This window comes from Mesorhizobium mediterraneum, assembly GCF_002284565.1.
Taxonomy (GTDB): Bacteria; Pseudomonadota; Alphaproteobacteria; order Rhizobiales; family Rhizobiaceae; genus Mesorhizobium; species Mesorhizobium mediterraneum.
Window position 1 is genome coordinate 126712 of the sequence record NZ_NPKI01000012.1, and the last position, 22731, is coordinate 149442.

At 61.8% G+C, this 22731-nt stretch carries 21 protein-coding genes and 1 riboswitch; of the genes, 5 read left to right on the forward strand and 16 right to left on the reverse strand.

The window, feature by feature from the left end:
• The first annotated feature begins 353 nt into the window (after positions 1-353).
• Complete coding sequence (locus CIT25_RS08505; protein ID WP_095484115.1) at positions 354-1469, forward strand: AI-2E family transporter; 1116 nt, start codon at positions 354-356, stop codon at positions 1467-1469.
• On the opposite strand, the gene CIT25_RS08510 is transcribed toward CIT25_RS08505, so the two are convergent.
• The 5 genes from CIT25_RS08510 to CIT25_RS08530 form a co-directional block, all read right to left on the reverse strand.
• Positions 1439-3148: an ABC transporter ATP-binding protein gene (locus tag CIT25_RS08510; protein ID WP_095484245.1), complete on the reverse strand. Its 1710-nt coding sequence runs from the start codon at positions 3146-3148 to the stop codon at positions 1439-1441. The genes CIT25_RS08505 and CIT25_RS08510 overlap by 31 nt on opposite strands.
• Before the next feature lie 245 nt (positions 3149-3393).
• Positions 3394-4695 carry an LLM class flavin-dependent oxidoreductase gene (locus tag CIT25_RS08515; protein ID WP_095484116.1) on the reverse strand — a complete coding sequence of 434 codons (1302 nt, stop codon included), beginning with the start codon at positions 4693-4695 and terminating at the stop codon, positions 3394-3396.
• Entirely contained in the window at positions 4692-5705 is a 1014-nt protein-coding gene (locus CIT25_RS08520; protein ID WP_095484117.1) for an ABC transporter substrate-binding protein, read from the reverse strand. The genes CIT25_RS08515 and CIT25_RS08520 overlap by 4 nt, the downstream gene beginning before the upstream one ends.
• Positions 5702-6460: an ABC transporter ATP-binding protein gene (locus CIT25_RS08525; RefSeq protein WP_095484118.1), complete on the reverse strand. Its 759-nt coding sequence runs from the start codon at positions 6458-6460 to the stop codon at positions 5702-5704. The genes CIT25_RS08520 and CIT25_RS08525 overlap by 4 nt, the downstream gene beginning before the upstream one ends.
• Positions 6457-7257 (reverse strand): ABC transporter permease, encoded by an 801-nt coding sequence (locus CIT25_RS08530; protein ID WP_167391041.1) that lies wholly within the window; start codon positions 7255-7257, stop codon positions 6457-6459. Before CIT25_RS08530 ends, CIT25_RS08525 begins: the two co-directional genes overlap by 4 nt.
• A gap of 120 nt (positions 7258-7377) precedes the next feature.
• Positions 7378-7490, reverse strand: a riboswitch (TPP riboswitch).
• A gap of 286 nt (positions 7491-7776) precedes the next feature.
• On the opposite strand from CIT25_RS08530, the gene CIT25_RS08535 reads away from it, so the two are divergent.
• The 4 genes from CIT25_RS08535 (at position 7777) to CIT25_RS38430 (ending at position 9765) form a co-directional block, all read left to right on the forward strand.
• Positions 7777-8553 carry a sulfite exporter TauE/SafE family protein gene (locus CIT25_RS08535; protein WP_095484119.1) on the forward strand — a complete coding sequence of 259 codons (777 nt, stop codon included), beginning with the start codon at positions 7777-7779 and terminating at the stop codon, positions 8551-8553.
• A 157-nt stretch (positions 8554-8710) separates the two neighbouring features.
• Positions 8711-9220 (forward strand): superoxide dismutase family protein, encoded by a 510-nt coding sequence (locus CIT25_RS08540; RefSeq protein WP_095484120.1) that lies wholly within the window; start codon positions 8711-8713, stop codon positions 9218-9220.
• A gap of 197 nt (positions 9221-9417) precedes the next feature.
• Complete coding sequence (locus CIT25_RS08545) at positions 9418-9552, forward strand: hypothetical protein (protein ID WP_342587092.1); 135 nt, start codon at positions 9418-9420, stop codon at positions 9550-9552.
• Positions 9553-9600: 48 nt separating this feature from the next.
• Positions 9601-9765, forward strand: a complete 165-nt coding sequence (locus CIT25_RS38430; protein ID WP_158302525.1) for a hypothetical protein — start codon at positions 9601-9603, stop codon at positions 9763-9765.
• Positions 9766-9779: 14 nt separating this feature from the next.
• Here CIT25_RS38430 and CIT25_RS08555 read toward each other — a convergent pair whose 3' ends face one another.
• From CIT25_RS08555 to CIT25_RS08605, 11 genes are all read right to left on the reverse strand, one after another.
• A complete protein-coding gene (locus tag CIT25_RS08555; RefSeq protein ID WP_158302526.1) occupies positions 9780-11693 on the reverse strand; it encodes a CHASE2 domain-containing protein in 1914 nt (637 codons plus the stop codon).
• Positions 11694-11717: 24 nt separating this feature from the next.
• A complete protein-coding gene (locus CIT25_RS08560) occupies positions 11718-12545 on the reverse strand; it encodes a FecR family protein (RefSeq protein WP_095484123.1) in 828 nt (275 codons plus the stop codon).
• On the reverse strand, positions 12542-13816 hold the full coding sequence (locus tag CIT25_RS08565; RefSeq protein WP_158302527.1) for a tetratricopeptide repeat protein: 1275 nt from the start codon (positions 13814-13816) through the stop codon (positions 12542-12544). Before CIT25_RS08565 ends, CIT25_RS08560 begins: the two co-directional genes overlap by 4 nt.
• Positions 13817-14225: 409 nt before the next feature.
• On the reverse strand, positions 14226-15413 hold the full coding sequence (locus tag CIT25_RS08570) for a magnesium transporter (protein ID WP_095484125.1): 1188 nt from the start codon (positions 15411-15413) through the stop codon (positions 14226-14228).
• Between the two features lie 350 nt (positions 15414-15763).
• Entirely contained in the window at positions 15764-16576 is an 813-nt protein-coding gene (locus CIT25_RS08575; protein WP_095484126.1) for an SDR family NAD(P)-dependent oxidoreductase, read from the reverse strand.
• Positions 16573-17574 carry a sugar phosphate isomerase/epimerase family protein gene (locus tag CIT25_RS08580; protein WP_095484247.1) on the reverse strand — a complete coding sequence of 334 codons (1002 nt, stop codon included), beginning with the start codon at positions 17572-17574 and terminating at the stop codon, positions 16573-16575. Before CIT25_RS08580 ends, CIT25_RS08575 begins: the two co-directional genes overlap by 4 nt.
• 40 nt (positions 17575-17614) lie before the next feature.
• Positions 17615-18343 carry an SDR family NAD(P)-dependent oxidoreductase gene (locus CIT25_RS08585; protein ID WP_342587093.1) on the reverse strand — a complete coding sequence of 243 codons (729 nt, stop codon included), beginning with the start codon at positions 18341-18343 and terminating at the stop codon, positions 17615-17617.
• A gap of 49 nt (positions 18344-18392) precedes the next feature.
• On the reverse strand, positions 18393-19490 hold the full coding sequence (locus CIT25_RS08590) for an ABC transporter ATP-binding protein (protein WP_095484127.1): 1098 nt from the start codon (positions 19488-19490) through the stop codon (positions 18393-18395).
• A gap of 10 nt (positions 19491-19500) precedes the next feature.
• Complete coding sequence (locus CIT25_RS08595) at positions 19501-20403, reverse strand: carbohydrate ABC transporter permease (protein WP_095484128.1); 903 nt, start codon at positions 20401-20403, stop codon at positions 19501-19503.
• Positions 20396-21331, reverse strand: a complete 936-nt coding sequence (locus CIT25_RS08600; protein WP_095484129.1) for a carbohydrate ABC transporter permease — start codon at positions 21329-21331, stop codon at positions 20396-20398. The genes CIT25_RS08595 and CIT25_RS08600 overlap by 8 nt, the downstream gene beginning before the upstream one ends.
• 60 nt (positions 21332-21391) lie before the next feature.
• On the reverse strand, positions 21392-22657 hold the full coding sequence (locus CIT25_RS08605; protein WP_095484130.1) for an ABC transporter substrate-binding protein: 1266 nt from the start codon (positions 22655-22657) through the stop codon (positions 21392-21394).
• Positions 22658-22731: the final 74 nt, after the last annotated feature.

A 22731-nucleotide genomic window follows, 5' to 3' on the forward strand; every position in this document is an offset into this window, starting at 1 on the left:
GCGCTGGTGGCTCTATGCAGCGGCTGACGTGGCCCACAGTATGTCGTTGAAACGTCACCTGTGCCGACCCATATACCGATTGCGTCGGATGTTTTCCTCCCATTGCGTCCGGCGCGTTCCCCTCTGGAGGTTTTAAACCTTCATGCTTGGCCGGACTTTTACAGTCCGGCCTTTTTTCTATTGGTCCTGTGAAGCCAGCGCGCACGGGCGCCCAATCAGCATAATGAGCTCGAAGAGCGAGAAAATGGCCGGGCCATTTTCGTCACACTCGACAGCGACGTAGGTGCGGCAACGGAAGCTGCCATTTTGTCAGGAAATCCACTAGGCTCGGCTGGTTTGCGAGACGGCGAGAGATGCCCGACCTGAAACAAATGCCCGATATGAAACAGATGAGATTGCTCGGCATCGTATCTGCGACGGCGATCGGTCTGTATGTCTGCTATCTCTTGGCGTTGCCTTTTTTGCCCGCATTGACCTGGGCGCTGGTGTTGGCAATCATCCTGTATCCGGCTCATCGGCGGGTCGGGGAAAGGCTCAGGAATCAAAACCTGGCTGCACTGGTATCGGTGAGCGTCGCGGCGATTGCCGTCGGCCTGCCGCTCATCTTCGTGGCACAGCAGCTTGTTCGCGAGGCGGTAAACGGCGCTACCTATCTGGAGGAGGTCATCCGGGGTTGGAACGCAGACGGCTTCATGTCGAACTATCCCAGGCTTTCGGCCGTTGCCCAGTGGATCGAGAACCAAGTCGATCCGGCCGGTACGGTCGCCGCATTGGTACAATGGCTGACGGGACAAAGCACATCGCTTTTGCGCGGCTCGATCAATCAGGCCGTGATGTTCGTGCTGACATTCTATCTGCTGTTCTATTTTCTGCGGGACCGCGAACCCGCTCTGCGCGGGATCGAGGGTCTCTCGCCCCTGCGTGCACCGGAGACGGCATACATACTGTCCCGCCTTGCCGAGACGGTACATGCGATCCTGATAGGCACCGTGTTTGTCGCCGCTGTGCAGGGAACGCTGGGCGGCCTGATGTTCTGGTGGCTGGGCCTGCCAACTCCGGTCTTCTGGGGTCTGGTAATGGGACTTCTTGCCATCGTGCCAGTGCTCGGCGCATTCGTGATCTGGGTGCCGGCAGCGATCTATCTCGCGCTGGAAGGGGCTTGGGCGAGCGCGGCGATACTGACCATCTGGGGCGGCGTCATCGTCGCCGGCATCGACAATCTGCTCTATCCGATGCTTGTCGGGAGCCGGCTGCGGCTCCACACGGTGGTGGCCTTTATCGGCGCGGTCGGTGGCATCGTTCTCTTTGGAGCATCCGGGCTCGTCCTTGGCCCTGCGGTGATCGCGGTCACCATCAGCCTCATTGACATCCTCAAGAAACGATTGAACGACCAACCCGAGGCGGAACCGGGGCCAAGGCGCGACACAAAGCCATCACGTCAGTCCGGAGCCGCGCCCAGCCGTGAGTAGGCACCGCCACGCGCGACCAGTTCATCATGCGGACCTTGTTCGACGATGCCCGTTTCGGCGACCACCACGATGCGATCGGCATTGCGAATCGTCGCCAGCCGATGCGCGATCACCAGTGTCGTTCGGCCCTGCGCAAGCTCTGCCAGCGACTGCTGGATCTCCCGCTCGGTCTGCGTGTCGAGTGCCGACGTCGCCTCGTCCAGGATGAGGATTGTCGGGTTCTTCAGGAACATACGCGCGATCGCCAGGCGCTGCTTCTGACCGCCCGACAGTTTTACGCCACGCTCGCCAATGATCGTATCGAGGCCTTCCGGCAGAGAAGCGATGAGTTCGTTGAGGCGCGCGCGGCGCGCGGCCTCGACGATCTCGCTTTCGATCGCGTCCAGCCGGCCGTAGGCGATGTTCTCGCGGATCGTGCCGCCAAACAGGAACACGTCCTGCTGCACGATGCCGATCTGGCCGCGCAACGAAGCCAGCGTCATGTCGCGGATATCCAAACCGTCGATCGTGATGGCGCCGCTGTCGACCTCGTAAAAACGCGGCAGCAGCGAGCACAGGGTCGTCTTGCCGGCGCCTGACGGCCCGACGAAGGCGATGGTCTGTCCCGCTGTTATGTCAAGATTGATGTTCTTCAAAACCGCCCGTTCGCCGCTATAGCCGAAGGTGACATCCCGGTAGCTGATGTCACCTCGGAGCGTCGGTGCATCAACCGCGCCAGGCCGATCCGCGATGTCGGGCTCGGTGTCGAGGAGAGCCGCATAGCGGCGGAATCCGGCGATGCCTTTCGGATAGGTTTCAATCACCGAATTGATCTTGTCGATCGGCCGGAAGAACACGTTGACCAGGAGCAGGAAACCAACGAAACCGCCACCGGAAAGTTCGCCGCGCAGCACGAGGTAGCTTCCGGCGATCATTACCACCAGCTGGATCAGCCGCATGCTCATGTAGCTCAGCGACGTGCTGGCCGCCATGATGCGATAAGCATCGAGCTTGGTCTTGCGGTAGCTGGCATTGTCACGCGCGAAAAGATTGCGCTCGTGGTCTTCATTGGCGAAAGCCTGCACCACCCGCATGCCGCCGACGTTCTCCTCGATGCGAACATTGAAATCGCCGACCCGCCCGTAAAGCGCCTGCCAGTTGCGCGTCATGCGCGCGCCGTAGCGGCTCGTCACCCAGGCGACCAGCGGAACAATTGCCGCCGTGATCAGTGCAAGCTGCGGATTGACCACGAACATCAGCGCGAAGGCGCCGAGGAAAGTCATGATCGCGATGAACAGGTCTTCCGGGCCATGATGGGCGACCTCGCCGATTTCCTCCAGATCCTTGGTGACGCGGGCGATGAGGTGGCCGGTCTTGTGGTTGTCATAGAAGCGGAACGAGAGCTTCTGCAGGTGATCGAAGCTCTTCCGGCGCATCTCGGTCTCGATGTTGATACCGAGCATATGACCCCAGTAAACCACGACCGCCATCAGCCCGGTGTTCAGCACATAGATGGCAAGCAGGCCGGCCGACGCAGCAAGGATCAGCAGCCATTGCTGGCTCGGCAGCAGTTCGTCCACGAACACCTTGACCGCCATCGGGAACCCGAGCTCCAGCATGCCAGACAGAACCGCACAGCAGAAATCCAGGATGAACAGACCCTTCCAGGGGCGGTAGTAGGAGAAAAATCTAAGAAGCATTGGAACCGCTTTTTCTGGCTCGAAGGTCTGGATTGCCAGGAGCATGCCTATGCGAGGGTGTCAATTCCGGCATTCTCGAAAGGGCGGGACATAACGGTGGAAGCGGCCGACACCGGCGCATCGACCGAGCCGGATGGCGCAGAGCATGATGTGACGATGGACGGTGATGACCTGTTCGCGCAGGCGAAAGTAGCGCCTGATGGCTTACGGCGCTCTCATCGGACGAACGGGATTGGGTTCTAGACCTAAAGACTTGGAAGACCGTATCGCTCGCGAAGGGTGCGGCTACCCCCAGCGTCGAAACCTTCCGAACGCTCCAGCAAAGGCATCACATCATCCATAAAGCTTTGCAGGTCGGCGGGCATGACGGGCGCCATGACATTGAAGCCGTCGGCCGCTCTGCCCTCGAACCATTGCTGCATCGTGTCGGCGATGTCGCGGCCATTTCCGACGGCAAGCAGATGACCGCGGCCAGCTGCGAGGCGCATGAGCAACTGGCCTAGTGTCAGCCTGTCCCGCCTTGCGATTCCGACCAGCACGCCGACCCGGCTCTGGCTGGACTGGTTCGGCCGTGCGCTCGACAGGGGCGGTAGCGGCGCGTCGAGCTCGGCATTGGCTAGATCCTCGCCGAGGAATTCGCCGAGTTTGGCAAGGACATGGTCGGTTACGGTAAAGCCATTCAGCGCGGCCAGCCGCTCTTCTGCTGCTTGCCTGGTATGAGCGACGATCGGCACGATCCCCGGAAAGACCAGGATCGTGTTCGGATCGCGCCCGACGGCGGCGGCTCGTGATTTGACGTCGCGATAGAAGTCCTGCGCTTCCGTCAGCGTCGCCTGTACGGTGAACACGATGTCGGCGTAACGAGCGGCGAAGGCGCGGCCAGCTTCCGACGAGCCGGCCTGCGCCAGGAGCGGCCGACCTTGGGGCGATCGCGGCACGTTGAGCGGGCCCGCGGTGCGCACGAACGGACCGGCGTGATCGACGGGCCGGACCTTGTCAGGATCGAAGTATCGCCCGGCGGCCTTGTCCGGCGTCCGCGCATCGGGAGCCCAACTTTGCCAGAGCGCTATGGCTGCGTCGACCACGTCGGCTGCGCGGGCATAGCGCTCGTCATGCTCCGGCATGGCGTCCAGTCCGAAGTTACGGGCCTCGAGCACGTTGGACGAGGTGACGATGTTCCAGCCCGCACGGCCTTTGCTGATGTGGTCGAGAGAGGCGAAGCGCCGAGCAAGGTGGAAAGGGTGATCGAAGCTGGTCGATGCAGTTCCGATCAGTCCGATCCGGCTGGTGACGGCGGCGAGCGCCGACAGAATGACCAGGGGATCCATGGCGTCGGAAAGATGCCGATCAGCGCCGCTCTGCAAGGCCAGCACGTCGCCGAGGAACAGGGCGTCGAAATCGGCAGCCTCCGCGCGGCGGGCAATATCGACCCAATAGTCGAGGCTGGTCGAGGCAAGCGGGTCGCTTTCGGGCAGGCGCCAACCGGCCTCGTGACTACCGAGGCCAAAAATCACGGCATTGAGATGCATGCGCCGCGGCGGGCTCATTTTTCGTCGGCCAGGTAGGCGTTGCTGTAATAGGCTGCGAAATCGGGTTGTTCGCCGACCGGGTTTCCATCGCCGTCGCGCAGGATTCCCGCCTTGAACAGGTAGTCGCCAATAGCCTCCATCTTTGCGGGATCGATCGTCCCGATCGCGCCGGTGGGGCTTTGCAAATAGTGGCCGTCGACCAGCGCCTTCAGTGACGCTTCGATCAGCGAACGGTCGGTCAGCACGTCGCTGTTTGCTGCGATCAGCATATCAGCCGCTTCTTGCGGATGTTCGACGGCGAAGGCATAGCCGCGCCTGGTCGCGGCGATGAACGCGGATGCCGTGTCCTTGTTCTTCTCGAGGTAGGCTCGGCTCGAGCCAATGAAATTGGTGTGTTGGTCGGGCACGCCGAAATCCGCGTAGCGGAAGGCGCGCTGTGCCTTGCCCTCAAGTTCCGCTTTGATCCCCTCCCAAGTATAGACTTCGAGGGTAAAATCGACTGCGCCATTGGCCAGGGCCTCATAGGCGGAGGTGCCCAGCGTCACTGTCTCGAATTTGCCGTCGCCGCCGTCATGGCGGATGATGGTGCCGATCAGCGCATTCTCCCAGGCGCTGCCGAAACCGCCATAGGTCAGGCCGTCCAGGTCCCTGGGGGATTGTATATCGGCGCGGTCCGCATTGAAGGCCAGCCTGCCGGTTTCCGTCTGCATGATGGCGTAGGTGGCGACGAGGTCGGCGCCGGCCGTGCGTTGGGTGAACAATCCTATGGATCCCAGTATACCGAAATCGGCCACGCGGTTGGCGATCAGCGTACCGGCCGCAGTGTCGGTATAGGGCAGGATCTGCACGTCGAGCCCGGCCTCAGCGTAGAAGCCTTTCTCCCGGGCGACATAGAGTCCGACATGGTTTGTGTTCGGCGTCCAGTCGAGAGCGACGGTGACAGTCTGCTGGGCACAGACGGATGTGACGGGTCCGAGCCCGGTGATCAATGCGGCAGCGATGAAGAGGCGTCTTGAAAGCATGGTCATGTCCTTTGGGCGGGCTGTGGATCGAGAAGCGTATGAAGGATGTCGGCTTCGATGGCGGTGGCTTCCGGAGAGGCAAGATCTTTGCGCGGGCGCGGAAGAGGTATGGCGACTTCGCGCAGCACGCGGGCAGGGCGGCCGCTCAGCACATAGATGCGGTCGGACAGGAAGACCGCCTCGCGGACATCGTGGGTGATCAGCAGGACGGTCCAGCGGTGTCGGTCCCACATCGTCTGAAGCCAGCGCTGCATGCCGGTGCGCGTGAGGGCGTCGAGTGCGCCGAACGGTTCGTCGAGCAACAGCATGGCGCGGTCCTGCACGACGGTACGCAACAGCGCGGCGCGCTGGCGCATTCCGCCCGAGAGCTGCGCCGGATACTTATGCTCGAAGCCCGCAAGGCCGAATTCGCCGAAGAGCGGCGCCACCTCGTCGCGCGCCGCCTTGCGGGACATGCCTTGCACTTCCAGGCCGAGCGCGGTGTTGTCGATAACCGTGCGCCAGGGCATCAGGGCATCGTGCTGCGGCATGAAGGCAAACGGTCGGCGCGCGTCGGCTAATGGCTGCCCGTCGAAGTCGACACCGCCGCCGTGACCTTCGAGACCGCCCGTCAGCAATCTGAAGATCGTGGATTTGCCGGCTCCGGAGGGGCCGAGGATTGAAACGAATTCGCCCGGCTCGACATGCAGGGTGATGCCGGCAAGCACGTCGATATCGCCAAAACTCTTGCTGACTTGGCGCAGTTCCAGCCGCCTGCTCATGATTTTCGTGCGGCATCGAGCCGCTCCCATGGCATGGCGGCGCGCTGGATCAGCACCGTAGCGGCAAACAGGGCCAGCGTGAGCAGGGCGCTGACCAGCACAGCCGCGAGCACGAGATCGGGCCGGAAATTGTTCTTGGCGTTGAGCATGTAGATGCCGAGCCCTTTGGCCGCGCCGGCATATTCCGCGAAGATGGCGCCGACCACAGCATAGGTGATCGAGATGCGCAGCCCGGCGAAGAAATAGGGCAGCGAGGAGGGCAGGCGGGCCAGCAGGAAAATGCGCATGCGGGAAGCGCCCATCGAACTCAGAAGCGCCGAGATGTCCCGATCCGTCGATTCATAACCCTGCACCAGCGCGACCAGCATGGGAAAGAAGGTCACGAGCGCGACCAGCATGATCTTCGGCGTCAGCCCGAAGCCGAACCAAAGAACGACCAGGGGGGCGATCGCCACCAGCGGCAGGGTCTGGCTGATGACGAACACCGGGAACAGAGCGAGGCGCAGCGGCTTGAAGAAGTCGATCAGCACCGAAAGGATGAAGGCAACGGCCAGCGAGCACGCGAAACCCGCCAATGTGGCGCTGATCGTCGGCACGGTGTTGTCGAACAGCGCCTGGCGCTGCAGGATGGCCTGGAAGAGGACTCGTGACGGCGCGGGCAACGTCGTGGGCGAGATGCCCGAGATGCGCGCATAGAGCTCCCAAGCCAAAACCAGCGTGCCGACCGACAACAAGGCCGGTCCGACCTTGGCGAACAAGGCTGCGATTCGCGGCGCGGCGGAGAAAGGCTGGGACATGCGTGACCTCTGGCGCGAAAGATCAGCGCGGGGTCGGGCCGTTGGCCGAGACCTTGAGGTTATGGCCATCGAGCGGGCCGACGAAATCGCCGGACATCGGAAAAAGAAAGATCTGTGCGCCAGAAAACATCGCCCGCCTCGCTCCGCTGGTATTATCCAGATCAGCTCTAGGGTTTACGGGCTTGCAGCCCATCTCTCAGCCCCGACGATACGGAGCACCCCTGTGGATGGCGGCAATTAAACAGATAAAGGGTGGAGCTGCAAGCCTGCGTCCGGCCAGTGAAACCTCACGTCAGAGGAGGTTGCGGTTCCAGCAGGGACATTTGAGCAAAACAGAAACCGGCATCCTGTCGGGATTGGGAAAGGCGTCGGTCGAGCGGATCGTTTTCCGTTCGTCGTCACCATTATCGATGCCACGCGTTTGATGAATTGTGGAAGCGTGAAGATATAATTGCATACGTTGTAGGCAGCGGGTTTCTCTATCGCCAATTGTGACCCCGCGCCTTATCGGAGAGTCAAATGCAAGAATTCATTCTTTTTGCGATTGTGGGGTTTGTAGCCCAAGCTGTGGACGGGGCTCTCGGCATGGCCTACGGCGTGGTTTCCTCGACTACACTATTGGGGTTTGGCGTGTCTCCTGCGCACGCTTCGGCGTCAGTTCACGCAGCTGAACTGTTTACCACCGCGGCCTCAGGTTCGGCTCACCTCTATCACCGCAACATTGACTGGAAGCTTTTCTGGCGGCTGATGCCATTTGGCGTGCTCGGCGGCGTTCTCGGCGCTTTTGTTCTCACCTCGTTCGAGGGAGCCATCATGAAACCATATGTGACCACATACCTTGCGCTTGTCGGAGCTTGGCTCCTGTTCCGTTCATTCCGGCGGATCCCAAGCAATCCGGTCCCTGCAGGCGTGGTACCTCCCCTTGGGCTTGGTGGCGGATTTCTCGATGCCGCAGGGGGCGGCGGATGGGGACCCATCGTAACGACGGGCCTTCTCGGTTTTGGCGGCACGCCCCGCTACGTTATTGGTACGGTCAATGCCAGCGAGTTCCTCATCACGTTGTCGGTGTCTCTGACCTTCTTGTTTGCGCTACTAACGGGCCATTGGGAGGAGGCAGGAGAGCTAACGGAAAATCTACTCTCCGTTGCCGGCTTGATCGTTGGCGGCGTAGTCGCAGCGCCGATGGCCGGATTGGTAGTGAAGTCAATCGCAGAAAAGACGCTTCTCAGACTCGTTGGCGTTGTCATCATGCTGCTGGCAGGTTGGCAAACCGCGGAACTCTTCGAATTGGTGTAATCACGTCGTGAAACTTCACTCCATGACACGGAGACTATCGAGTTCCACGCATCACCCCCGCTTCTCTGGCGGCCGCGCCGGAGACAAACTCCATTCCCAATGGAACGAAGAGGCCCCGTTGTTGTTTGGGGTCCTTGGACAACCGGAGGCTGAGTGGATGAAAAAATTGCTTGCAACAACAGGATTGGCGCTGGCGGTCGCGATGCCTGCAGCGGCTCAGGACACCGCGACCGCGAAAGCCGAATTCGTCAACATGGCTGGCGAGAAGAACGGAACGGCCACGCTGACCGAGACGGCGCAGGGTGTGCTGATAGCGTTGGACGTAACAGGACTGCCGGCGGGTGAATGGGTCGCGTTCCATGTTCATGAAACCGGAAAGTGCGACCATCAGACCGGCCATGACTCGGCAGGTGGGCACTTCAATCCGACGAATGCCGAACATGGATATCTCACTGGAAAAGGCCCGCACGCGGGCGACATGCCAAATCAGCGGGTCGGCGCCGACGGCGTTTTGCGTGCCCAGGCTTTCAACAGCATGGTCAAACTGGACGGTGGAGAAACGGCAATACGAGGCAAGGCATTGATGGTCCACGGCGGACAGGACGACTATAAAAGCCAGCCTGCCGGTGATGCCGGAAATCGTCAGGCCTGCGCCGTGATCGAATGAGAAACCCAGCGATGAGTAGAGATCCGTCCGACATATGATCTGACCGGCCCTTCAGCCTCGGCGGCCAAGTAGTGGTACATGGTCGGAGCCTCTGGCATGAGGACAAACCAGACGATAAGCTCGTGCGCCTGCCGAGGAATTGACGACAGCCATCGCGCCGAAATTGGCCTTTATTTTCGCGACTGCTGGATGATTGCATGAACGAAACCTCTCCTATGGGCTTGTCCTCCACGGGTCTTGCCCAGTCAGCCATTTCCGCCCGCGGCCTTGTCAAAACGTTCGGCAAGCTCGCGCCGTCGATGGTGTCGATCTGGATGTGCCGCGCGGCATGATTTTCGCCATCCTGGGCCCGAACGGCGCCGATCACCGCACCGGTTTTCGTGGCACCGGGTAAGATAATCGCGGCGCTGAACATCGCTGCCCCGGAAAACCGGGTGCCGGAAGAGCGCATAGGCGAACTGGGCGACATGGTGGCGCGGGCCGCCCATCGGATTTCCGCCGCCCTTGGCTTTCGCTCGCCGGCTGCCAATGAGATAGCGAGTTGAACTGGTGCCAAACATCACGCGACCTCCTCGGCAGATTGCGACGAGGGGTGTATCTCCGGAACGGTGAAAACCGGCACCTCGCCCTTGAAGCCTTGGAGTTCGAACGCACCCGCCTGCACAACCGGCATTGATGCTCCCTGCGCAAATCCGGGACCAAGCACCAGAGGAATCCTCAGCTTTTTGGTCGTTGACTCGAGCCGTGCCGCGCGGTTCACCGGCGAGCCGATCGCGGTGTAGTCGAAGCGCCGTTCGGAGCCGAAATTCCCTACGGAGCAGACGCCAGTCTCGATGGCGACGCCGATTTCGATAGGGGGGTGCCCGCGCGCGGTGAACGTGGCGTTTTCGCGCTCCACCCGTTCGATCAGGGCAAGCCCCGCCTCGAGCGCGCGCTCGCGATGATCTGGCTGATCAAGCGGCGCGTTCCAGAAAGCTAGCACGGCATCGCCCATGAACTTATCGATGGTCCCGTCGCGCTTGAGTATCTCATCGGTCGCAAGGCCGAGAAAGTGATTGACCACCTTTCCGATTTCTTGGGCACCGAGTTGTTCGCTCATCGTCGTGAAGCCGCGTATGTCACTCAGCAGGATTGTGATCTCGCGCTTCTCTCCGGACAGGATCGCTTCGGTATCCGAATTTGCGAGGCGCTGCACCACGGAGGGCGACAGATATTGGGAGAACTGCCGTGCCAGGGTGGACCGACGCTGCTCGCTGCGCCTGTAGAGGACATATCCTTCGAAGCCAGCTACAAGCATCGTCGCAAGCGCCGGCTGCAGTGGGTCATAGAGCGCACCCTGCAGGCTGTATTCGAGAGCGCCGAACGCGAAGGGCGTGGCAGCCAGGAGCGCCAGAGCGAGGGCGCCAAGCAAGACACGCTGGGCGAGAACTCCCGAAAGTCCGATGAAAACGATGCCACTGAGCACCAACCACAGCCGCTCCAGCGTACGCGCTTGCGTTGGCTCTACAAGATAGCGCCCGGCAAGCATCTGGCCGATTGCATCAGCGTGGATGTCCACGCCTGGTCGCGCCGGACGCGTCGGGGTGGGCAGATACTGGGTCAGTCCCACGGCCGACAGATCAACAATAGCGATGGCGTTCCGCAGCAGCGGGTCGCCGCGGCCCGAAAGGATATCACTGGCAGATATGCGCGGCGTATTGGTGTCGCTTTCCCAGAGGCGGATGCTGCCCTGCGGCTCGAGTGGCACAATGGTGCCGGCTATCCTGAGTGCGTCAAACCCGGCGGCATTCATCCTGGCCACGTAGCCGTTCTCTCCGGCGTAGAGGCGCAGGAGTTCGAGCGCGAAGGACGGCCAGAGCTGCACACCTTGAGCCGTATTTCGGAGCCAGAGCAGCGGCACATGGCGTAATACGCCGTCGGGATCGGGCAAAGTGCGAATTACGCCGAGGCCTGCAGCGGCGCTCGAGAAATCCGCAAGCGAGCCTGTCAGACCGGTGAAGCCAGGAAGCGTCTCGGGTACTTGCCCGACGATCGACCAGCCGGCTTTGGGCTCTGTTTCTGAAACCGTCGCCTCATTGCCCAGACTGACGGCGAGCGCCGTTCGATGTTTCGCCAGTGCGCTCGCGAGGCGCTTGTCTCCGGCGATGCCATCAGGAGAGATGTCAGCCTCGGGCAGCACCAGCGCAAGCCCGATCACCGCGGCACCAGACTCGGCGACACCATCGACCAGATCGGCCAAAAGGCCACGGTTCCAGGGCCATCGCCCATATGCCTTGAGGCTGGCATCGTCTATCGAGACGATCACGACGGGATTGCTAGTTGCCTGGCGCGGGGCGAGGAACTGGTAGAAGTCGTACGTACGCTCGCGGAGGCGCGACAGCGGCCCGTCGAAAGCCAAATGGCAAGCGACCAGCAAGAGCACGACCGCAAGGCCGGATATTTTGCGCCTGGCAGCTTGCCGCCAATCGAACAAGGGGCTCATGCCGGTCGGACGGGTCTACCTACAGTCTGGATAGCAGCAACCCTCACCCTCACACCCACCGTTATCCACGCCGCCGCCCACAGGTGGCGTTAGGCTGTCGGGGAACTCCATGACCACTCCTGGCAATGCCCCGTCGGTGGAGTCGCAGATTTTGAGCGAGCCGCCGAGTGCCGACGCACAAATCGCGCTTACGTCCAATCCCGGACCCGGTGCCCCTGGCAGGCCCGTGCCGGCTATCTGGTCGATGCTGTCCAATATCGGGAAGGTGTCGATTCCCCCGTAGCCGGTCAGCAGCTTGCCATTTTCTGACGTGCAGGCGAAGCCCGGGTTTGTGATGACCAGCCGTTTGCCATTCATCGTGCAGGTCATGCGGCCGGCGCGCAGTATGCCGACGGTCTGGCCAGCTGCCACCAGCACTTCGATGATGCCGCCTCTGGCCCCGAGCACCATGTGCGGCGTCGCAACCTGCATGACGCCGCCTTTCGAAACCTGGCCGCCATAAAAACGAGCGAGGCCGCTGTTCATCCCGATGTCGATCTTTCCAGATCCCGAGCCCGGATTGTATACGAATTCATCGATCGTCAGGCTAGTGTTCGGACCAATCTTGGCGCTCGACTCGTCCCGGAACACCAGCATTCCAAGACCAGTGGGATTGCTGCGCAGTTGGTCGCCGAGTTCGACGCCGGCGCCGACGTTCATTGTCCCGCCGTTGTTGCGGACGATGTTGGTCTGGTAGGCCGTCATCGACCCCACCGTTTCAGCAGCGGACGGTGCCGCGAAGGCAAGGCAGGCGACAAAAATGGCGATCTGACGATTCAGGGTCCTCATCGCGGCCTCTTTCAATTGAGCGTCAACGTGTAGCTCATCAGCATTTCGAACGATTTTCGGTCGCGGCTGGCGAGATCGAAGTTGGTTTCGCGATAGGCGAGATCGACGCTGATCTTCTGCGACTCCGTCAGCTGAAAATCGCTTTCCGAGGCAATGCGCCAGAAGTCGCTCTTGATATTTGTGCCAATGCCGATGGACAGATCGGGAGTGTCGCTATGGCCGGCCGAGAAGGCGACCTGGTGCGACCATGCGAAAAGATCCGGTACGTTCATCAACAGGCCGCCATAGCGGACCTCGCCCATGTAGCTGCGGCCGATTTCGCCGGATCCGGAGGCAAAGTCATTCGAGCCGACAAAGCGCAGTCCGAGCGCCTGGCCGTTGCGGAAGCGGTAGCTGCCGCCTGCCTCATAAAAACCCCTGCTATCGGCGAAAATGCCTTGCGAGGCGCTTAGATCGATGTAGCCGCCGCCGGCGAAAAGGGTCGTCTCGACCGTCGGGCGCACCAGGAAGCGTCCGCTGAGGCCGATGCCGGTTTCGTGGACATCGCTGTCGAAGCGATCCGTAACGGTGAACGCGGAAAGCAGCAGGCGCAGCGAATCGATCCCACTGTTGGGCAACCCCTTGTCCCAGGTGATCGCGGCGTTGCCGTGGATGAAAGTCTCCTTGCTACCCGGAACCGACAGGTCTGGCGTGAAAAAACGCTCTGTCGCCGTCAGCGCCCCCGAAAGGACGAGAGCGTCGGCACTTGGCGTGCCGAGGTCCCACCGGACAAAGCCTTCCGCCCGTCCGTAGGGCGAGACAAAGCTATTGTCGTCCTGAGCCCCGCCGGGCTCAAAATCGGTGAATGCGCTGAACGCGCCGCCGGTCAGAGCGAGTTCCCAGGTGATGCCACGCAACGCGCGCTCGATGCGGGCGAGCAGGCGAACGGCTTCCTGCTGCTCAGCTGTCGACAGGTCGCCGACTTCGATGCCGTACTGCACCTGCCGCCGGGCCAATTCGTAGGAGCCGACATGATAGTACAACCGGCTGGCCGCCAGCCGGGCGCGCGCATCGCGGGGATATTTGATGAGATACTGCTCGATCGACGAGATCGCCTGATCGTACTGCCCTGCGTTGACGGCAACTGTGACGAATTGAGCTAGCGTTCCGTTGTCGGTCGGATTGGCGATGCGGGCCGAAAACGCATCGTCATAGGCCGGATAGAGACCTTGGGCGCCGGCCGGCGATATGCCGGCACAGAGCAGTGCCGCGGCGAAGCCGAAGATCATTGAAAACGAGGAATGCATGCCGAGAACCCCACCCAACCCGACTAGTGCAGCGGATCTAGCACGCCTACACAAAAAAAACGACAGAACTGTCACGAGATCTCCGAGTCTTCAGCAGCTGTTGCAGCGGCGCAACAAACTATCGGGTTCATTCGCATTTCTCCTACGCTGGTTGACCAAACATCTTCTCGGCGTTGCTGGACTTCGAGCAAGTATTCGCTACAAACGGCAACTAAGCCAAATCATAGTGAGCCGTGGATTGCGCAGCCGACAAGATCAATATTGTTTGCGCGATTCTGCAAGTATCTGGTCGCGGCTTGACGCATCAGGGTCACATGCACCTCATCCGAAGGTCTTCCGCCGCGTTGCGCAAGCGCTCGGAGTGCTGGCGGGCGATGCTTCTCAGGACGGCCTGCGCAAATGTGGGCCACTACAGCACGAGCGTAGTGGCAAGCCCCAGCATCAGGCCCATGCCTACAATATCGGTAACCGTGGTAAGGAAGATCGCGGAAGCCACGGCCGGATCGGCGCCGACCCGCCGCAGGCCCAACGGGATCAGCACGCCGGAGATCCCGGACATGAGGCACGATCCGGACATTGCGAGCAGGATCACAAGCGCCAGCATGGGCGCCTGGGCTGCCGACTCCGGTTGCCGCGACGCGTAGAACCACATGGCCGCGGCCGCCACGAGACCGACGAGCACGCCGTTGGCGATCCCGAGCACCCCCTCCCTCAGCACCAGGTGCAGCTTTGGTCGTTTGTCCACATCCCCTAAGGCGAGACCACGCAACGTCATGGCCAGTGCCTGGCAGCCGGTGTTTCCGCTTTGCCCGGCCAGCACCGGGAGGAACGCCGCCAAAGCGACGATCTTCTCGATCGTGCCTGTGAACGACCCGACCACGAAAGCGGCTATGAAGGCCGTCAGCAGGTTGAGCTGCAGCCACGGATGACGTTTCAAGAAGGCTGAAACCAGGGGCGTGAAAGAACGCTCCTCCTTCTGGACACCCACCATCTGGCCAGGCTGGGCAGAAATCTCGATGATTTGCTGCTCGAACAGCCGCCAGCCGCGAACCTGCCCGAGCAGCCGGTTCTCCACGTTCACCACGGGATAGACGGGGTAGTGACGGCGTACCGCCGCCGTGCAGGCTTCACCCAAAGGCATATCGACGTGAAGGGCGAACGGTTTCGGCAGCATGATCTGATCGACCGTGGCGGCCGGTTCGCTCAGCATCAGATCGCGCAGGACCACCAGGCCAACGAGTTTGTCGCCCGCGTCCGTGATGTAGAGGTAAGTCAACTCGGTCGGCACCTGCGCGCGCCTGACGGCCTCGACCGCGGCGGCTACCGTCGTTCCGACAGGAACGCTGGCGGGGATCGGGTCCATCAGCTCGATGACAGACCCGGGGAACGCGATATCCTTGCCGTCGCCATAAGGCGTGACAGGCCTCATATGCGATGGCAAATGCTCCGCCACCTTCCGGGCGTGCCTATCCGGCAACAACTTCAATAGGTCCCGGATGAACTCGGGAGACTCTCGGGCAAGCAATTCGGCCGCGTCGTCAGGTGCTCGAGCACGCAGCGTGCGCACCCACTTCTCAACGTCGTTCTCTTGCCTCATCTGTGCCCCCAACCTCTAATGTTCCGCCTCTGAACGTGTAGACGGGAGCGGTTCGCCCGCTCTGCCGTGGCGCGCAGTGCCCCAGCGCCTCGATCCGGAAATCTTCGCCTTCTCAGGGCGCAGAGTAGACCGGACCCAAACAATCTGAGCCATTGCGTGGGTGCATACAAGCGGGCTGTAACGTCAGCGTGTCGCCAAGAGAATTTTCGGTTGCCGAACTCGCCCGTCGCTTCGTGGGCTCTGCGAGCAGGTTGCAACCCATCAACGAAGTAAGGTCGGCAATGGGCCGTGGTGGCCCTGCTCATTGGGGTGCGCTCAGCCCGACAATTCGCCGTGTGAACGGCCGTGATTCAACCTGGGAAGATTGTGAAACCGCCATCGACGCGGATGACCTGCCCGTTGATGAAGCGCGCGCGCGGACCGGCGAGGAAGGCCACCGCTTCGGCGATCTCTTCGGGCTCCGCATATCGGTTTAGCGATTTCTTGCTCGAATCCATGCGTTCCGGATCGACCACGCGGCTCGCTTGGAACCGTGCCGTCTTGGTGGCGCCGGGGCTCACCGCATTGATGCGCACGCCATCGTCGATCAATTCCTTGGCGAGGCAGCGCGTATAATGGACGACGGCCGCCTTAAGCGTGGAGTAGACCACCTCCGGCGAGCATCCGATATGCGCTGCCGCCGAGGCTATGTTGATCACCGAGCCAGAGCCGCGCTTGACCATAGGCGGAATGAACGCCTGGCAGACCAGCATCGTGCCGATGAGATTGTTCTCGGTCAGCACCTTGATGTCGTCATAGTCGATGTCGAGCGCGTTGTTGGGACTGGGCTTTACTCCCTTGGCGCCGATGTCGCCGCCGGCGCAGTTGACCAGAACGTGCACATCGCCGAGGTCCGCCTCGATCTTCCGCTTCATTTCGGCGACGGCTTGCTTGTCGCCGATGTTGCCCGTGACCGCGGTCACCCGTGTCCCATGCTTTTCCAAACCCCTTGCGGATTCGCCGAGGTCTGCGAATTCGCCATATTGGGATGGCCGTGTCCAATCGAGATCGTGGATCGCGACGTTTGCGCCAAGCTCGGCCAGGCGTTCGGCCATCACGCGGCCTAGGCCGCGTCCTGAGCCGGTCACGAAGGCAGTCAGGCCGCTGAGTTCTCGGGCAGTCATGCTGATTTCTCCATTGCAATGAAATCGAGCTTCTTCATGTTGGCGGCGCTGCGCCGGATCATGTCGAGCTCATACGAAACGAGCGCGCCGTCATCGCCGCGCTCCCATGGCGTCCGGTAGTCGGCATCGTCCGCAAGGCGGTTCACGTGCGCAGCACTCAGGCAGGCCGCGAACTCGCGCGCAGTCTTCGGCGGATATCCGTTCCACCAGTCGTCGGTAAGACAGCGAACGTGGCGGGCCTCCAGCGCGCCCGGCTCGAGCACGGCCGTCAGCGTGTCGTGGTGCTCGGCGAGGATGGCTGCCAGTTCGGCGAATGGCACGGCGCCGTCGCCGATCGCGCAGCGGACCAGACGGTAGCCCTCATCCGTGAACTGCACGCGATAGTCCTTGAGGTGGACATGGCGGACATGCGGCGCGATCCGCCGCGTGAAGGCAAGCGGTGCCTCGCCGACTGGGAACGTGTTGCCTGTATCGTAGGTGATGCCGACACCGGGCCCGCCGAGCTCGCAGAACGCGACCAGTTCATCGCTGCCGAAGTCCTGATGGTTCTCGATGCCGAGCACCCGGCCCTCAGCCGCCGCACGCGGCCCCCATTCCGTCAAGGCAGCGCGGATCGTCGCATTGAACTCGCTCCACTTCTGGCCGCATGCGTTGCGGTCGCCACACAGGACGGGGGTCAGCGCGATACGGATCGTTGTCGCCTCGAGCAGGCGCGCCGCCCGAAACGCATTATCCAGGGGACCGGCCACGATAAGACCGCCGCTCACCACCGGGACGATGTCACGCGCGGCCAGACGCCTGCGCAGATCGACGACCTCGGCGTCCGGCAAGTCGGTCAACCACGGTTCATAGATCTCGAGCGTGCGTGCGCCCAGTTCCTGCGCGAGCGCCATGAAGCCTTCCAGCCCCGCCCCATCCGGATTGTGCCGCGGCGTGCCGCGACCCTGTAGGCCGAGATAGTAGGTCAGTCCGTAAGGATTGAGGCCGAGACGAAGCATCAGCGTGACAGTCCCGTTGAAAGATGTGGAAGCGATCGCATCAGCGCAGACCCGCATCGACGGCGATGGACTGCTTGGTGATCATGCGGCTGTCATCCGCCGCAAGGAAGAGCACGGTCCGTGCAATCTCCTCGCCCAGGAGGACGCGGCGGATCAATTGTCGCTGCACGGTCTGGTCGATTGCGTCCTGCGTCTTGAACCACAGCTCACGCTGCCGCTCGGTGATGACAGCGCCCGGTTCGACTGCGTTGACGCGGATGTTGTCAGGTCCGAACGACCGCGCCAGTGCGCGGGTCAGGGCCACCACAGCGCCCTTGGCGGTGGCATAGGCCACCATCTGGTCCGCGCCGAAACGCCAAGCGATGGAAGAGAAGTTTATGATCGAGCCGAAGCCGAGTTCCTCCATATGCGGATGCACCGCTTGTGCGGCGAAGAAGTGATGCCGGAGATTGACGTCGAAGCTGCGGTCCCAATATTCTGACGTCACCGCATCAACGGGATGGCGCTGATCATCGGCAGCATTGTTCACCAGGACGGCGACCGGACCAAGCCGCGCGCGCACGCTTTCAACCGACGCCTGCAGCGCAGTGACGTCGGTCACATCGCAATGAAGGTACAACGGGGCCTGCCTGGCGGTACCACCAAGCTCACGCACCAACGCCTCCGCGGGTCCATCCTGCACATCGAGAAAGCCCACACGCGCGCCATTCGAGACGAAGGCGCGGACCATATCGGCCCCGATCCCGGAGGCGCCGCCGGAGATCAGCACGACGCGATCGGTCAAGCTCGGGTAAGTCGCGAATTGCATGGACATCAGATCACAGAAGCGCCTTGGTTGTTGGATCGAACAGACAGGCGCGCGACATGTCGATGCCAAGCGTTATCGTCTCGCCCATGACGGGAGCCTCATCCGGCTCGAAACGGCCAGTGATCTCCAGATCACCCAGCCTGAGGACGGCAAGCGTCTCGGCCCCGGTCGGCTCGACCAATTCGACCGGCGCCTGCATGGACTCCACAGCCGGTTTCCGCGCCTTCAGGTCCGTCGTGAAACGGTAGATGTGTTCGGGCCGAACACCGAGCACCACGTCTTTTGGCGCACCTGCAGGCAGCGGAGCGGCAAGGGTGAGAGTAGCGCCGCTGCCGTCAGCGGCGCGCACCGAGATGCTGGTCGAGCCCGTAAGCCGGGCGGGGACGAAATTCATCGCCGGCGATCCCATGAAACCGGCCACGAACATGTTGGTCGGCCGATCATAGATCCGCTTCGGCGTATCGAACTGCTGCACCGAGCCCTGGTTCATCACCGCAATGCGGGACGCCAGCGTCATCGCCTCGACCTGATCGTGGGTGACGTACACCGTCGTCTTGCCGACGCGGTGGTGAAGCTTCTTGATTTCGGTGCGCATGTCGACGCGCAGCTTGGCGTCGAGATTGGACAGGGGCTCATCGAACAGAAACAGCTTCGGGTCGCGGACTAGGGCGCGCCCCATCGCAACGCGCTGCCGCTGGCCGCCTGAAAGCTGGCCGGGCTTGCGTTTGAGCAACTGCTCGATCTGCAGGAGTGCGGCAACCCGCTTTACCGCTTCCTCTTGCGCCGCTTTGGGCACGCCCCGGCTTTCCATGCCGAAGGTGATGTTCTCGCGCACCGTCATCGTGGGATAGAGGGCGTATGACTGGAACACCATCGCTATGTCGCGGTCCTTGGGCTGCACGGAGTTCACCAGCCGGTCGCCGATCCAGATCTCGCCCGACGTGACGGTTTCCAAGCCGGCGATCATGGCGAGCAAGGTTGACTTGCCGCAGCCGGAGGGGCCGACGAGCGCGACGAATTCCCCGGTCTGCGCCTCGAGATTGATGCCGGCCAGAATCTCGAGCCCGCCATAGCTCTTGTGAAGGTTGCGGATGGTCAGTGTGGACACGGGCGACGCCTCATTTGAGGGCGCCCTGTGTCAGGCCGCGCACGAAGTATTTTCCACCGAACAGGTAGATCAGCAACGGTGGCAGCGCGCCGATCAGCACGGCTGCGCTCATCACGTCGTAAGCGCGGGCGGTCGTGCCGCCGGCAGTGAGCGCGACCAATGCCGCCGTGATCGGCTGCTGCTGGCCGGAGGTGAAGACAACGCCGAACAGATACTCGTTCCAGATACCGGTGAATTGCCAGATGACGGTGACAATCAAAATCGGCGGCGACAGCGGCAGGATGATCTTGCGGAAAATCCGCCAGAAGCCGGCGCCGTCGATGCGTGCCGCCTTGATAAGATCGTCCGGTATGCTGACGTAGAAGTTGCGGCAGAACAGGGTCGTGAACGAGATGCCCTGGACGACATGAATCAAGACCAGCCCGTATGTCGAATTGGTTAGGCCGAGTTTGCCGAGCAGGAACGCCCAGGGCATTAGCGAGATCTGGCCGGGCATGAAGACGCCGAGCAGCATCAGATTGAACAGAATTTCCGAGCCTTTGAAGCGCCATTTCGACAGCACATAGCCGTTCATGGCGCCGAGGAGCGTGGAGATGACCGTCGCGGGGATAGCCATCCAGAGCGAGTTGAAGAAATTGCGCTTCATGCCTTCGCAGGTGCCGCTGACGCAATACGTGCCCCAGGCCTCCGCCCACGCGTCGAGGCGGAAGCTGCGCGGCAGGGAGATGAGGCCGTTGCGGGCGATCTCGGACTGCTCCCGCAACGAGTTGAAGACCACGACCAGCAGCGGTGCAAGGTAGATGGCAGCGAAAAGCGTCAGCACCGCATAGATAAGAAAGCGGTTCCAGAAATATTGCCGCGTAGCTGCGGCCGCTTCGGGATCATGCCCTGCGTTGAGGGAAATTTCAGCCATTGCGGCCCTCCGCCCGCCTGCGCCAAACGATCCACAAGGAATAGGGCACCAGCACAACCGCAAGGGCCGCGAGCATCATCATCGCCGCAGCGGCACCCTCGCCGATTTGTCCGCGCTGGAACATCAGGTCGTAGACGTAGATCGCCGGGAAGGTGGTGGACACACCTGGCCCACCCCGCGTCAATGCCGCCACCAGATCGAACGTCTTGATGGCGAACTGGATCTGAATGACCGCCACCGCCAGAAAAATCGGCGCGATCGTCGGCAGGATGACCCTCCGATAGATCCGGGAAACCGACGCACCGTCGATCTGCGCCGCTTTGACGAGATCCGGATCGACGGAACGCAGACCAGCCAGGAAAAGGGCCATGGCGAAGCCGGACGACTGCCAGATACCGGTTATGATCACCGCATAGATCGCAGTGTTGCGGTTGGCTGTCAGGGCGAAGCTGAAGTCGGTCCAACCGAGCCCCCGCACGAAGGCTTGGATGCCGTCGACGGGATTATAGAGCCAGCTCCACACCGTGCCTGTGACGATGAAGGACACTGCCAGCGGGTAGAGGAAGATCGTGCGCCAAACCGCCTCGCCGCGAACGCGCTGGTCGATCAGGATCGCGAGAAGCAGTCCGATGGCCATCGAGCCGACAATATAGAAGCCGCTGAACAGGAAGAGGTTGGTATAGGCGATGTTCCAGCGCCGGTTCGCCCAGAGCGAAGCATAATTGTCCAGACCGACGAACCCATAGGTCGGCATCAGCGACGAATTGGAAAGCGAGAGATACAGCGTCCAGAGTGTGAACACGAAAACGTAGATGAAACTCGCCGCGAGCGACGGCGCCAGCACCAGAATGGGCACCATCGTGTCCAGGCGCTCCCGCCACGGGGTTGCGGGAGCCGCAACCGGTACAGTCAGGTCATGCGTGGACATCGGCTGCTCCGGCGAAGGTCAGGCCGGGCGACGCGCGCCAGGCCATCATCGGCAGCTTCTTCACATCTGCGCTTCGGCCGCATCAGCCATGGCACTAGCTGCGTCCTGCGCGGTCATGTCCGGCGTCGCTACGAATTCGGTGACGGTATCCATGATCGCGCCGCGCACCTTCTGCGGGATCGTCATGTTGTGCGCCATCGAACGGACAAGCGTGCCGGCATCGATCGACGCCTGCAGATCCTTCTGGGAGAGCTGCTGGCAGGGATTGAAGCCGCTCGAAAGATCGACGTCGAGACGGGCCGGGATCGAGCCCTTGGTCTGATTGAAAATCGTCTGGAACTCGGGCGACAGGATCGTGCTGGCGAGCAGTTTCTGCCCCTCGACGTAGTCCGGATCCTTCTGCTGGAAGAACACGACCGAGTCGGAATTCAGGATGAAGCCCGGCTTGCCCCAGTCAGTCGGCGCCTGGGCGCAGACATAGTCGGTGCCCTCCTTAAAGCCGCCGGCTGTGAGCAGGCCGAGCGTCCAGTCGCCCATGATGTGGAAGGCGGCCTCGCCGCGGCCGACCAGATGCGACATGGTATCCCAGTCGCGCCCGTTCATGCCGGGGTCCATGTACTTCGTCGTCATGGTGCGGAATTGCTCGAAAGCCTTGACCATGCCGTCGCTGCGCATTGCCTCGACGTCACCCTCGACGAAGGCCTTCTTGAAGAGATCGAGATCCATTCCGTAGACCACGACATCGAAGACCGTCGAATCGGTCCAGTCGGCAGTCGAGTGCGAGATGCAGATTTTGCCTGACGCCACGATCTTGTCGCAGGCGGCGTTGAAGTCTGCCCATGTCTTCGGCACCTCGGCGACGCCCGCGTCCTTCATGACCTTCGGCGATGCCCACAGCCAATTGATGCGGTGGATGTTCATCGGCGCCGCCACCCAGCTGCCGGTCGGCTTCATCACCGGCAGCAATTCGGGAGCGACGACCTTCTCCCAATTTTCCGCTGTCGCCAGTTCGTCGAGATTGGCTGTCATGCCGGTCTCGTTCCATTCGGCGATCTCGGGCCCCTTGAGCTGCACCGCGGGAGGTGCGTTGCCGGCGATCACGTCGGCGCGCAGTTTCGCCAGCGTGTTGGCCGTGTGGCCTGCGATGGAGGTTTGCTGCCAGGTGCCACCTTTCGCGGTAAACATCTCGCCGAGCTTGGCAATAGCCTGGGCGTCCGATCCGGTCGCCCATTGATGCAATAGATTGGTCTTGGGCTCTGCGAATGCGGCTCCCGCAACAAGGGTGTACGCCGTAGCGGCCGCAAGGGCCGTCCTCAGATATTGCATCGTTTCACTCCCATATGTGATGCACGGTTCGTATCGACCGCTTATGGCTGCGATTTGAGGTCGTGGCCGGTGAG